Annotated in this window: 12 protein-coding genes; 9 read left to right on the plus strand and 3 right to left on the minus strand. The window is 65.6% G+C overall.

The window, feature by feature from the left end:
• Positions 1–16: 16 nt before the first annotated feature.
• The 6 genes from EV147_RS06310 (at position 17) to EV147_RS25905 (ending at position 2,782) form a co-directional block, all read left to right on the plus strand.
• Complete coding sequence (locus EV147_RS06310; RefSeq protein WP_130390234.1) at positions 17–571, plus strand: septation protein A; 555 nt, start codon at positions 17–19, stop codon at positions 569–571.
• 37 nt (positions 572–608) lie between these two features.
• On the plus strand, positions 609–923 hold the full coding sequence (locus tag EV147_RS06315; protein WP_130390235.1) for a BolA family protein: 315 nt from the start codon (positions 609–611) through the stop codon (positions 921–923).
• A 4-nt stretch (positions 924–927) separates the two neighbouring features.
• Complete coding sequence (locus EV147_RS06320) at positions 928–1,722, plus strand: peptidylprolyl isomerase (RefSeq protein ID WP_130390236.1); 795 nt, start codon at positions 928–930, stop codon at positions 1,720–1,722.
• 202 nt (positions 1,723–1,924) lie between these two features.
• Positions 1,925–2,266 (plus strand): hypothetical protein, encoded by a 342-nt coding sequence (locus EV147_RS06325; RefSeq protein ID WP_130390237.1) that lies wholly within the window; start codon positions 1,925–1,927, stop codon positions 2,264–2,266.
• A 124-nt stretch (positions 2,267–2,390) separates the two neighbouring features.
• Entirely contained in the window at positions 2,391–2,600 is a 210-nt protein-coding gene (locus EV147_RS06330; protein WP_130390238.1) for a hypothetical protein, read from the plus strand.
• Between the two features lie 44 nt (positions 2,601–2,644).
• Entirely contained in the window at positions 2,645–2,782 is a 138-nt protein-coding gene (locus EV147_RS25905) for a hypothetical protein (RefSeq protein ID WP_157994669.1), read from the plus strand.
• 65 nt (positions 2,783–2,847) lie between these two features.
• Here the strand turns inward: EV147_RS25905 and purL are convergent, their stop codons facing one another.
• From purL to EV147_RS06345, 3 genes are all read right to left on the minus strand, one after another.
• Complete coding sequence (gene purL, locus EV147_RS06335) at positions 2,848–6,894, minus strand: phosphoribosylformylglycinamidine synthase (RefSeq protein ID WP_130390239.1); 4,047 nt, start codon at positions 6,892–6,894, stop codon at positions 2,848–2,850.
• 121 nt (positions 6,895–7,015) lie between these two features.
• A complete protein-coding gene (locus EV147_RS06340) occupies positions 7,016–7,600 on the minus strand; it encodes a winged helix DNA-binding protein (protein ID WP_130390240.1) in 585 nt (194 codons plus the stop codon).
• A gap of 184 nt (positions 7,601–7,784) precedes the next feature.
• Entirely contained in the window at positions 7,785–8,489 is a 705-nt protein-coding gene (locus EV147_RS06345; protein WP_198680178.1) for a 4'-phosphopantetheinyl transferase family protein, read from the minus strand.
• Positions 8,490–8,842: 353 nt separating this feature from the next.
• On the opposite strand from EV147_RS06345, the gene EV147_RS06350 reads away from it, so the two are divergent.
• From EV147_RS06350 to EV147_RS06360, 3 genes are all read left to right on the plus strand, one after another.
• A complete protein-coding gene (locus EV147_RS06350) occupies positions 8,843–9,814 on the plus strand; it encodes a TRAP transporter substrate-binding protein (RefSeq protein ID WP_130390242.1) in 972 nt (323 codons plus the stop codon).
• A gap of 144 nt (positions 9,815–9,958) precedes the next feature.
• A complete protein-coding gene (locus EV147_RS06355; RefSeq protein ID WP_130390243.1) occupies positions 9,959–10,510 on the plus strand; it encodes a TRAP transporter small permease subunit in 552 nt (183 codons plus the stop codon).
• Complete coding sequence (locus tag EV147_RS06360) at positions 10,510–11,820, plus strand: TRAP transporter large permease (protein ID WP_130390244.1); 1,311 nt, start codon at positions 10,510–10,512, stop codon at positions 11,818–11,820. Before EV147_RS06355 ends, EV147_RS06360 begins: the two co-directional genes overlap by 1 nt.
• Positions 11,821–11,838: the final 18 nt, after the last annotated feature.

Genomic DNA, 11,838 nt, shown 5'->3' on the forward strand with positions numbered 1-11,838 from the left:
ACCTGATCTCAAACGCATGAAATTTCTCTTCGACCTGTTCCCGGTCATCCTGTTTTTTGTCGCGTTCAAGCTGTTCGGCATCTACCCGGCCACCGCGGTCGCCATTGCCGCCACGGTGCTGCAGATTGCCTGGGTCCGTATCCGGCACGGCAAGGTGGAACCGATGCAATGGGTCAGCCTGCTGATCATCGGCGTGTTTGGCGGCGCAACGATCGTGCTGCACAACGAGACCTTCATCAAGTGGAAGCCCACCGTGCTGTACTGGCTGTTCGCGGTCACGCTGATCGGCTCGGTCATCGGCTGGCGCAAGAACCTGATCCGCGCCATGATGGAGAAGCAGGTCACGCTGCCGGACCCGATGTGGGGCAAGCTCAATACCGCCTGGGCCGGGTTCTTCGCCGTGATGGGCGTGCTGAACCTCTACGTGGCCTACCAGTTCTCGACCGATACCTGGGTCAACTTCAAGCTGTTTGGCGGCATGGGGCTGATGGCTGTGTTCATCGTGGTGCAGAGCATCTGGCTGTCGCGCCATATCCAGGAAACGCCCTCCCGCGAAGGCCGGCCCGAGTAACGGCCGCCCCGCTTCCCGCCCAATTCAAGGAATTCCGATGGCAGCCGATCCCGCCCGCATCGAGGAGTTGCTGCGCGCATCCCTCGACCCCTCCCATGTACACGTGCACGACGACAGCGCGGCCCACGCCGGGCACGCTGGCGCGGCCTCCGGCGGAGGCCACTACAACGTGCTGATCGTCAGCGAGCGCTTTGCCGGCCAATCGCGCGTGGCGCGCCACCGTATGGTGTATGATGCGCTGCGCGAGCTGTTCCCGGCGCAAATCCATGCGCTGGCCGTCAGCGCCTACACCGAACAAGAAAATCAATCCCGCGAAGCATCACGCGACGCGACCCGCAACTCTCAGAACTGATTCCATGAAGACCACCGTCCTCTCGTTCAGCCTGGCGGCTGTGCTCGCTGCAGGCAGCCTGCCCGCATTCGCCCAGAACGCCGCCGTTGTGAATGGCAAGCCCATCCCGTCGGCAAAAGTGGACAAGCTGATCGCCGGCACGGGCCAGCCCGGCTCGCCGGAACTGCGCGACCGTGCCCGCAACATGCTGATCGATCGGGAACTGCTGCTGCAGGAAGCCAACAAGCGCGGCATCACCCAGCGCGAAGACATTCAGGAACAGCTGGAACAGGCCCGCCTGAACGTGCTGGCCGGCGCGGTGTTCGAGGACTATGTCCGTACCCATGGCGCCAACGACGACGAATTGCGCAAGCAGTACGACAAGATCAAGTCGCAGTTCGGTAACGGCAAGGAATACCACGCCCGCCACATCCTCGTGGAGAAGGAAGCCGACGCCAAGGCGATCATCGCCAAGATCAAGGGCGGCGCCAAGTTCGAGGACCTGGCCAAGACGTCGTCGAAGGACACTGGCTCGGCAGCCAACGGCGGCGACCTGGACTGGGCCAACAGCAGCAGCTACGTGCCGGAATTCTCGGCCGCCATGACTGGCCTGAAGAAGGGCCAGATGACCGATACGCCGGTCAAGACGCAATTCGGCTGGCACATCATCGAGCTGGTGGACGTACGCGATGCCAAGGTCCCGACCTTCGAGGAAGTGAAGCCGCAGCTGCAGCAGATGCTGATGGGCGACCAGGCATGGCAGCGCGAGCAGTTCCAGGCGATGATGAAGTCGCTCAAGGACAAGGCCAAGATCCAGTAACTCCGCTCAGGGGCACTGCGATGACAGGAAACCGGCGCTGAGGCGCCGGTTTTTTTATGCGCCGCCCGAGTTATGCGTGATCTGGAACATTCGCGGCCGCTGCGGCGGTTCCCTCGCCCTGCCGGGATCAGTAATATCTCTACGATCGCCGCCGGCACCGTGCGCGGGCGGCCCGGCTGAAGCGCGAAGGAGGCTGTCGTTCATGGCGGTGATGAGCGGGTACTGGAACATGTGGCACCTCTTTTCGAGCGGCGTCGTCTACTGCGCACTGGGCATGCCGCACATTGCCTGCACCGGCGACCGCTGGCGCGAACTCCACCCTCACCTGCCCATCCGCGATCGCTACGCGCAATCCAAGGCATTGCAGGCCACCATCGCCTACATGGAAGTCTGTGGAGAAATTCCGGTGCCGCCCGGCTCGGACCGCATGCGGCTGCTGTATTCCCGCTACGTACCCTGGAGCGCGAGGGGCCAGACCGCCGTCCCGGCTCACGACCAGGGCACGGGCGGAGAGCCCGAGTATCCCCAGTCAGCCGTCGCTTGAGAGTTTTCTCATGATCAGACGCAAACCACACTGCAACTGACACTAAAAGTTAACAAAAACACTCTTGGCGCGCCGTTCCGTGGCGCTTAGCATGGCTGCGTCCATTTCATCTTCAAGGAGCGCCATGACCCATGCCATCGAGATGTTCGGCTGGTTCGTGTTCCATGTCGCCATCCCCCTGCTCGCCCCGCTGGCGCTGTTGCCGCTGGCGCGCCTGCCGGAGTTCTCGCGTTCGCGCAGCGGCGGCATCGTCCGGCGTTCCCTCATCGTAAGCTTTCTAAGTGCTTTTGCGACCTCGGTCGCACATGCCACGCTGTTTGTCGAACTCCCCTGACTGTGGCTTTCTCAGTCCATCAGTAAAAACGAAAGGAAACGAGTATGAGCAATTTTCTCGAGCGCATGGTCACCGACATCGATTTTCAGGAAAAGGTCATCTATCGCACCCTCGCTGCCATTTCCGCCTATGCCGTCTTTGTCGGCTTCTATGCGGTGTACTACGTCTTCACCCGCGAGTAGCCGTTCCCGAAAAGAAAAAACGCCCGCACGTGCGGGCGTCTTCCACTGCCAGCCAGACCGGCCGATCAGCCGACCCACTTCCGCGCGTTGCGGAACATGCGCATCCACGGGCTGCCGCCGTCGGCGATGTCCTTCCAGGCGTCGGGGGCCCAGCTCATGGTCGCGGTGCGGAACACGCGTTCCGGGTGCGGCATCAGGGCCGTGAAGCGCCCATCGACGGTCGTGACCGACGTGATACCGTCCGGCGAGCCGTTCGGGTTCAGCGGATAGGTCTGCGTGACCGCACCCTGGTTGTCGACATAGCGCAGCGCCACGTTCACCTTGCCGATCTCGCCCTGCTGCGAGAAGTCGGCGAAGCCTTCCCCGTGCGCCACGGCGATCGGGATCCGGCTGCCTTCCATGCCCGCGAAGAAGATCGACGGCGATTGCTGGACTTCCACGGTCACGAAGCGGGCCTCGTACTGCTCCGACTGGTTGCGCGTGAACTTGGGCCAGGCACCGGCACCCGGAATGATCGGGGCCAGGTTGCTCATCATCTGGCAGCCATTGCAGACGCCCAGCGCGAACGTGTCCTGACGGTTGAAGAAGGCAGCAAACTGCTCGGCCATCTGGCCATTGAACAGGATGGTCTTGGCCCAGCCCTCGCCGGCGCCGAGCACGTCGCCGTAGCTGAAGCCGCCGCAAGCCACGAAGCCCTTGAAGTCGGCCAGGCTGGCACGGCCGGCGATCAGGTCGCTCATATGGACGTCGACCGTCTCGAAGCCGGCCTTGTCCATGCTGTAGGCCATTTCGATCTGCGAGTTCACGCCCTGCTCGCGCAGGATGGCCACGCGCGGACGGTTACCGGTGGCGATGAACGGTGCGGCGATGTCCTCGGCCGGGTCGAACGTCAGCACCGGGCTGATGCCGGGATCGGCAGCGTCGAGCACGCGGTCGTACTCGCTGTCGGCGCAGGCAGGATTGTCACGCAGGCGTGCAATGCGCCAGCTGACTTCGGTCCAGATGCGCTGCAGCTCGGCGCGCGGCGCACCGAATACCTTCTTGGCGTCGCGGTAGATCTCGATCTGGTCGCTCGCGTTCGGCTTGCCGATCACGTGGCTGCAAGCAGACAGGCCTGCCTCGCGCAGCACGGCGAACACGGCGTCGCGCTCTTCCTGGCGCACCTGGATCACGGCACCCAGCTCTTCCGAGAACAGCGCGCGCAGCGTCTGGTCATTGCGGCGCTCGGCAATCTGCTGCGCCCAGTTCTTGGCGTCGCCGTAGTCCTGCTCCTGGGTCGGGTCGAGCGCCAGCATGTCGACGTTCAGCGAGACCCCGGTGCGGCCCGCGAAGGCCATTTCAGCCACGGCCGCCATGAAGCCGCCGTCGGAACGGTCGTGGTAGGCCAGCAGCTTGCCCTCGCGGTTCAGGCGCTGGATCACGTTGAAGAAGTTCTTCAGGTCCTCGGGGTTGTCGACGTCCGGCACCGTGTCGCCAACCTGCTGCGACACCAGCGCCAGGATGCTGCCACCCAGGCGGTTCCGGGCGCGCCCCAGATCGATGGCGATCAGCGTGGTATCGCCAAGATCGGTACGCAGTTGCGGTGTCAGCGTGCGGTTGACGTCATCGACGGCAGCAAACGCCGAGATGATCAGCGAGACCGGCGCGACCACTTCCTTGTCGCCATCGGCGTCGGACCACTTGGTGCGCATCGACAGCGAATCCTTGCCGACCGGAATGCTGATGCCAAGCGCCGGGCACAGCTCCATGCCCACGGCATGCACCGTGTCGTACAGCCTGGCGTCCTCGCCTTCCACACCGCAGGCGGCCATCCAGTTGGCCGACAGCTTGACCTTGTTCAGGTCCTTCACCGGGGCGGCCGCCAGGTTGGTCAGCGCCTCGCCGATCGCCATGCGGCCCGAGGCGGCGGCGTCGATCACGGCCAGCGGCGTGCGCTCGCCCATCGTCATTGCCTCGCCGGCCCGGCCCTTGTAGTCGAGCGTGGTCACGGCCACGTCGGCCACCGGCACCTGCCACGGGCCAACCATCTGGTCACGGGCGTTCATGCCGCCCACGGTACGGTCGCCAATCGTGATCAGGAACGACTTGCTGGCGACGGTCGGATGGCGCAGCACGTCACGCACGGCCTGCTCCAGCGAGAGGCCCGTCACGTCCACCGGAGGCAGCGACTGCTGCGAACGGCGCACGTCACGATGCATGCGCGGCGGCTTGCCGAGCAGCACGTCCATCGGCATGTCGACCGTGAAGTGCTCCTTCAGCGCAGCGTCGACGCTGGCGTCCACCAGTTGCAACTGCTTCTCTTCGGTGGCGACGCCGACCACGGCGAACGGCGAACGCTCGCGCTCGCACATGGCCTGGAAGCGCGGCAGGTCGTTCGGCGCGATGGCCAGTACGTAGCGTTCCTGCGACTCATTGCACCAGATCTCGGCCGGCGACAGGCCCGACTCCTCCAGGTGCACCTGGCGCAGCTCGAAGCGCGCGCCACGGTCGGCGCCGTCCACCAGTTCGGGGAAGGCGTTCGAGATGCCGCCCGCGCCCACGTCGTGGATCGACAGGATCGGGTTGTCCTCGCCAAGCTGCCAGCACGCATTGATCACTTCCTGCGCGCGGCGCTCCATTTCCGGGTTGCCGCGCTGGACCGAGTCAAAGTCCAGATCGGCGGTATTGGTGCCGGTCGCCATCGAGCTGGCGGCGCCGCCGCCCATGCCGATGCGCATGCCCGGGCCACCAAGCTGGATCAGCAGCGTGCCGGCCGGCAGCGGGTTCTTGTGCGTGTGGTTGGCGTCGATGCTGCCGATGCCGCCGGCGATCATGATCGGCTTGTGATAGCCGCGCACGGTGCCGCCCACGTTCTGCTCGTAGACGCGGAAGTAGCCGCCCAGGTTGGCGCGGCCGAATTCGTTGTTGAACGCGGCGCCGCCGAGCGGGCCGTCGATCATGATCTGCAGCGGCGAAGCGATGCGGTCCGGCTTGCCGGTCACGCCGGGCTTGTCGTCCGGGTTCCGGTGGGCCATCGGCTGGGCCGCGTCACGCGCGTTTTCCCACGATTCGATGGCATCGGGCAGCATCAGGTTCGAGACCGTGAAGCCGGTCAGGCCGGCCTTCGGCTTGGCGCCGCGGCCGGTGGCGCCCTCGTCGCGGATTTCACCACCGGCGCCGGTCGACGCGCCCGGGAACGGCGAGATCGCGGTCGGGTGGTTGTGCGTCTCCACCTTCATCAGCGTATGGGTCAGCGCCTCGTGGCGGCCATACTTCTGGTCCACGCCGCGCGGGAACCAGCGTTCGGCCACGTCGCCTTCCATCACGGCGGAATTGTCCGAATACGCCACGATCGAGCCCTGCGGGTTCAACTGGTGCGTATTGCGGATCATCGCGAACAGCGACTTGTCCTGCGCCACGCCGTCGATCGTCCAGGTGGCGTTGAAAATCTTGTGGCGGCAGTGCTCGCTGTTGGCCTGCGCGAACATCATCAGTTCGACGTCGGTCGGGTTGCGGCCCAGCTTGCCGTAGTTCTCCAGCAGGTAGTCGATTTCGTCATCGGACAGCGCCAGGCCCATGGCCGTGTTGGCCTCCACCAGCGCGCTGCGTCCGCCCGAAATGTCGATGAACTGCAACGGCTTGGCCGGCAGTTCCTGGAACAGGCCGGCGGCCTCGTCGCGCGTGGCGATGACCGTTTCGGTCATGCGGTCGAACAGGTGGGCAGCCACGGCGGCACGGGTGCCGGCGTCGAGCGACTTGCGGCCGCGCAGCAGACCCTTCTTGCAGACCACGGTGATCTCGATACCGCGTTCAATGCGGTGCACGTGCGTGAGGCCGCAGTTGTGTGCGATATCGGTGGCCTTGCTGGCCCACGGCGAAATGGTGCCGAAACGCGGGATCACCACGAAGCGGTCGCCCTCGGCCGGTGCCGTGAACGGCGCGCCATAGGTCAGCATGGCGCCGATGCGCGTCTGGTCCTCGGCGGAAAGCGGCGTGTCGGCATCGACAAAGTGCACGAACTGGCCGTGCACCGACTCGATATCACTGTCGATTTGCTGGAGAGCGGCAAGCAGGCGTTGCTGACGGAAGGCGGAAAGCGCCAAAGCGCCGGGGAAGCACGAAAAATGCGCCATGATCGGTACGGGCAGGAGGCTGGAGGGTCGGGGCTCGCGGCCGCCGGCACTGCTGAATGGAATGCCGGCTGGCGGAAAACCGGTATTGTACCTTGTTACACCGTCCCGAACGCGGGCAATCTCACAGCGAGGTCGCCGAGCGCGCCGCCTGCTCGTAAAGCCCGGTCAGCACGCGCAGCAGCCGCGCCAGTTCGCCGATTTCCACGTTCTCGTCGCTGCCCTCGGTGAAATTGCTCGTCAGGCACTGCTCGCGGATCTCCCGGTAGCGGGCGCAGGCCTCGGTACCGGCCGTGGTCGTGGCGTAGGTAGCCTCCTTGCCGACCCGCTCGCCCGCCACCAGACCCAGCCCCACCAGCTTCTTGAGCGAATACGTCACGAGGTGGGTGTCCTCCACGTTCAGCACGAAGCAGATATCGGCCAGCCGCTTGGCGCGCCCGCGGTGGTTGACGTGGTGCAGCACCAGCACGTCAAGGAAGGTCAGGTCCCGCACACCGGCGGCGCCCATGCAGCGCACCACCCAGCGGCTGTAGGCGTTGTAGGCGGTGTTCAGGCCAAATTCGAACTCGGAAAGCTCCGGACTGCGCACGGAGACCAGATGTGACGAGGAAACAATATTGACACCGGCGGCGCGGGTCAGGGGCGCTGGTCGGGCGGCAGGCGTGGAATCGTCGAGAACGGGAGTTTCCGGGACGGACTTGCGGGGCATCGAGTAGGTTTTCCGGCGTTAATGCTCGGGATTTTATCGGTAAATTCCTGCAAAACCGTGATTTTCGTATGCCGTTGCCACAGTCTCCAATGGCCGGGAGATCCGCAGACGCACGACTGAGGCAGTCCCCGCGCGCCCGCGCAGCCGATAGTCGCGCGGCGACATGCCGTAGGTTCGGTCCCGGTCAGCCCAGGCACACGGCCGTCACCACTTCATCGGGCGTCAACGCGTACTGGACCTCGAACACGGTGCCAGCCGGCCAGCGTTCGTGCCAGTCGCAGGTCAACGCCAGGCTCAGCGTGCCCGGTGCCGAGCCGGCCAGCCGGGCGGCGCTGAAATCGAAGAAACGGCACACGGTGGGATAGAGCGCCTTGTAGAGCGATTCCTTCGCCGAGAACAGCAGGGTCACGGCGTCGGCACGCGGCCGGCAAAGACTGGCGGCCAGTACCGCGATGTCGTCCGGCAGGGCCACCATGTCGGCAATCTCGTCGGCGCGATCGGGCGCCAGCCACTGCTCGACATCGACACCCAGCGCGAACATGGCACCTGATCCGTCCTGGCGCGCCGCCACGGCCACGGCCCGGTCCGACGTATGGCTGATCGACCCCGTCCACCCGTCGGGCCACACCGGCAGGCCATCGGGGCCGCGTGCAGGCGCCATGAGACCGGCGACGGCCTGCGCCAGCGCATGGCGCGCACAGTAACGTCCCGCGCGGAACTGGGCCTGACGGCGCGGCGAGGCGCCATACAGGTCCACGGGAAGCGGCTCGCCCGCAAAGGGTTCCGCGCCCCCGGCCCGCCATGCCACCGCGTGGAGCCACACGGCCTGCGGCAGGCCCAGGGCGGCCCGGAGCGCTTCCGTGTCGAACCGGCTGGCTTCATCGCTCATCGCATCCTCAGGTCGAAAATCGGGTAGGCGTGGCCGGGTTGGTCCCGCCGCAACATACAGAGCATCCCTATCTGTCGGGCCGGGCCGCTTCTTGCTAGGCTCAGGAATCCCCAAGCCCGGTTTCCCGCCCACCGGCAGACGGCCAGTGTAGCGTGCCGGGCACGGGGCTTGCATCAGCATCGAAGCGTTCGACCGTTGCGGCGGGTGGCCGAGCCCCCACCATGCCGGACCGCGCAGTACGTCGTGCAACGCGCCATGTAGCAGACAACCACCACATGGTGCATCGGCAGTTCCAGGTAGTCCAACCCGCGCAGTCGGGCAGGCGCCCACGCGCAACACCAGGAGAGATCGAGATGCGAGTCAAGGCATTGGCAGTCGCGGCGGCGGCATTGATGCTGGCCGCCACGGCAGCACGGGCGGACACCAAATGGGACCTGCCCACGGGCTACCCGGCCACCAACCTCCACACCGAGAACCTGCAGCAGATGGCCGCCGACGTGGAGAAGGCCACGGGCGGCAAGCTCAAGATCGTGATCCATCCGAACGGCTCGCTGCTCAAGGCCAACGAGATCAAGCGCGGCGTGCAGACCGGCCAGGTGCAGATGGGCGAGATCCTGATGTCGCTGCTGGCCAACGAGAATCCGGTCTTCGGCGTGGACGCGGTGCCGTTCCTGGCCACCAGCTACGCTGACTCGTACAGGCTCTGGCAGGCCTCGAAGACCACTACCGACAAGGTGCTGGACCGCCAGGGCATGAAGCTGCTCTACGCCGTGGCCTGGCCGCCGCAGGGCATCTACGCCAACAAGCCGATCAACAGCGCCGCCGACATGAAGGGGCTCAAGTGGCGCGCCTACAATCCGGCGACATCGAAGATCGCCGAGATCGTGGGTGCCCAGCCCGTGACGATCCAGGCCGCCGACCTGGCCCAGGCGCTGGCTACCGGTACCGTCAACTCGTTCATGTCGTCCGGCGCCACCGGCGTGGACACCAAGGTCTGGGAATCGGTCAAGTATTTCTACACGGTGGACGCCTGGCTGCCCAAGAACATGCTGGTGGTCAGCAAGAAGGCGTTCAATGCGCTCGACAAGCCCACGCAGGACGCGCTGCTCAAGGCCGTGGCCGACGCCGAGAAACGCGGCTGGCAGGTCTCGGAGCAGAAGACGAAGGAATACCTGGCCACGCTGGCGAAGAACGGCATGACCGTAGCCCCGCCCTCGGCCCAGCTCAAGTCCGACATGCAGAAGGTGGGCGAGACCATGGTCAACGAATGGGCCAAAAGCGCCGGGGACGATGGCAAGGCCATCCTCGACGCCTACCGGAAGTAGGTCCCGGCGCTGTATCGACTGTATCGCCTGTATTGCCTGCGTTGCCCTGCCTTCCCGCAGCGCACCCTGGCCCGGCGGGCATGCTCCGCGCAGCCCGCCGGGTTCCCTTTTCCGCCCCTGCCTCACAGGTAGCCCGTCATATCCATGGAAGCCCCCTATCCCACCCGACGATGGCTCGACCGCCTGCTTGACCTGTTCGCCGCGCTCGGCGCGCTCTGCATCCTGGCCGTCTGCATCGTGATGATTGCCATGTCGATCTCGCGCGAGACCCAGATCGTGCTCAAGGGCGGCGACGATATCGTCTCCTGGCTGTGCGCGGCCTCGGCCTTCCTCGTGCTGGGCCAGACGTTCCAGCACGGCGGCATCGTCCGCGTGGAAATGCTGCTCGACGCCGTGGGCCCCCGGCGGCGCTGGTTCCTCGAAGCCCTGTCCCTGTCGATCTGCCTGGCATTCGCCGCCTACGCGGCCTGGGCGCTCGGCACCTTTGCCTGGCAGAGCTGGGAGATCGGCGATGTCTCGCAGGGCCAGATCGTGATCCCGCTCTGGATACCGCAGAGCTTCGCGGTACTTGGCACGATCGGTTTCCTGCTGGCCGTGGCCGACGAATGGCTGCGCGTGATGCGCCGCCAGAAGCCGCGCTACCAGCTGGCGCAGGAGGCCAAGCTGGCCGCCGGCGATTTCGGGGAGACCGTCTGATGAGCACGGTACTGGTTGCGCTGATCCTGCTGCTCGTGATGATCGTGTTCCTGGCGATCGGCGCGTGGATTCCGGTGGCCATCGCGGTCACCTCGTGGGTGGGGCTCGTGGTGTTCTCCGACCGCGAGGCGCTGGTCAACCTGGCCAACGCGTGGTGGTCGTCGAGCGCGTCATATACGCTGGCCTCGCTGCCGCTGTTCGTGTGGATGGGCGAGATCCTGTTTCGGACGAAACTGTCCGAGCAGATGTTCAATGGCCTGTCGCCGTGGCTGAACTGGCTGCCGGGCCGGCTGATGCACGTGAACATCCTGGGCTGCGGCATCTTCGGTTCGGTGTCGGGGTCGTCGGCAGCCACCTGCGCGACGATCGCCAAGTCCGCGCTGCCCGAACTGACCCGGCGCGGCTACGACGAGCGCATCACGCTCGGTTCGCTGTCGTGCGCCGGCACGCTGGGCATCCTGATTCCGCCATCGATCACGATGGTCGTGTATGCGGTGTCCGCCGATGTGTCGATCATCCGCGTATTCCTGGCCGGCTTCCTGCCGGGGCTGCTGCTGATGCTGCTCTTCTCGGGCTACATCGTGGTCTGGGCGCTGATGAACCCGTCGCGCACGCCGAAGGCCGAGACGTTCGGCTGGCGCGCCCGGCTGGCGTCTATCCGGCAGTTGATGCCCTGCATCATCCTGATCGCGTTCATCACGTGGATCATGATCACGGGCTACTCCACCGCCACCGAGGCTGCCGCCTACGGCGTGGTGGCGTCGCTGGGGCTGGCCTGGGCCGGCGGCTCGCTGACGCGCAAGGCGTTCTGGGAGAGCCTGATGTCGGCCACGCGGCTGACGGCGATGATCATGTTCGTGCTCGGCGCCACATCGTTCCTGTCCGTGACCATGAGCTTCACGGGCATTCCGCGCGCGCTGGCCGAATGGGTGGCGGCGCTGAACCTCTCGCCATGGGCGCTGATCGCGGTGCTGACCGTGATCTACATCATCCTCGGCACCGCGCTCGACGGCATCTCGATGATCGCGCTGACCACGGCCACCGTGCTGCCGATGGTCCAGGCGGCCGGCTTCGACCTGGTCTGGTTCGGCATTTTCATCGTGCTGCTCGTGGAGATTGCCGAGGTGACGCCGCCAGTCGGCTTCAACCTGTTCGTGCTGCAGAGCATGACCGGCAAGGACAGCAACTACATCGCCCGGGGCTCGCTGCCGTTCTTCATGATGATGGTCGTGGCCATCGGCATCATCACGATCTGGCCCACGTTCGTCACGTGGCTGCCGGACCTCGTCATGGCGAAGGAGCTGAAGTAGCGCCGGGGGCGGGCTGGA

The organism is Cupriavidus agavae (assembly GCF_004217045.1).
Taxonomy (GTDB): domain Bacteria; phylum Pseudomonadota; class Gammaproteobacteria; order Burkholderiales; family Burkholderiaceae; genus Cupriavidus; species Cupriavidus agavae.

What these genes read in the sequence shown, in the direction of transcription:
- EV147_RS06340 (WP_130390240.1), bottom strand. Translation starts at nt 7,600, where the DNA reads ATGCCCCGCAAGTCCGTCCCGGAAACTCCCGTTCTCGACGATTCCACG.
- EV147_RS06330 (WP_130390238.1), top strand. Translation starts at nt 2,391, where the DNA reads ATGACCCATGCCATCGAGATGTTCGGCTGGTTCGTGTTCCATGTCGCC.
- purL (WP_130390239.1), bottom strand. Translation starts at nt 6,894, where the DNA reads ATGGCGCATTTTTCGTGCTTCCCCGGCGCTTTGGCGCTTTCCGCCTTC.
- EV147_RS06360 (WP_130390244.1), top strand. Translation starts at nt 10,510, where the DNA reads ATGAGCACGGTACTGGTTGCGCTGATCCTGCTGCTCGTGATGATCGTG.
- EV147_RS06320 (WP_130390236.1), top strand. Translation starts at nt 928, where the DNA reads ATGAAGACCACCGTCCTCTCGTTCAGCCTGGCGGCTGTGCTCGCTGCA.
- EV147_RS06355 (WP_130390243.1), top strand. Translation starts at nt 9,959, where the DNA reads ATGGAAGCCCCCTATCCCACCCGACGATGGCTCGACCGCCTGCTTGAC.
- EV147_RS06315 (WP_130390235.1), top strand. Translation starts at nt 609, where the DNA reads ATGGCAGCCGATCCCGCCCGCATCGAGGAGTTGCTGCGCGCATCCCTC.
- EV147_RS06345 (WP_198680178.1), bottom strand. Translation starts at nt 8,489, where the DNA reads ATGAGCGATGAAGCCAGCCGGTTCGACACGGAAGCGCTCCGGGCCGCC.
- EV147_RS25905 (WP_157994669.1), top strand. Translation starts at nt 2,645, where the DNA reads ATGAGCAATTTTCTCGAGCGCATGGTCACCGACATCGATTTTCAGGAA.
- EV147_RS06350 (WP_130390242.1), top strand. Translation starts at nt 8,843, where the DNA reads ATGCGAGTCAAGGCATTGGCAGTCGCGGCGGCGGCATTGATGCTGGCC.
- EV147_RS06310 (WP_130390234.1), top strand. Translation starts at nt 17, where the DNA reads ATGAAATTTCTCTTCGACCTGTTCCCGGTCATCCTGTTTTTTGTCGCG.
- EV147_RS06325 (WP_130390237.1), top strand. Translation starts at nt 1,925, where the DNA reads ATGGCGGTGATGAGCGGGTACTGGAACATGTGGCACCTCTTTTCGAGC.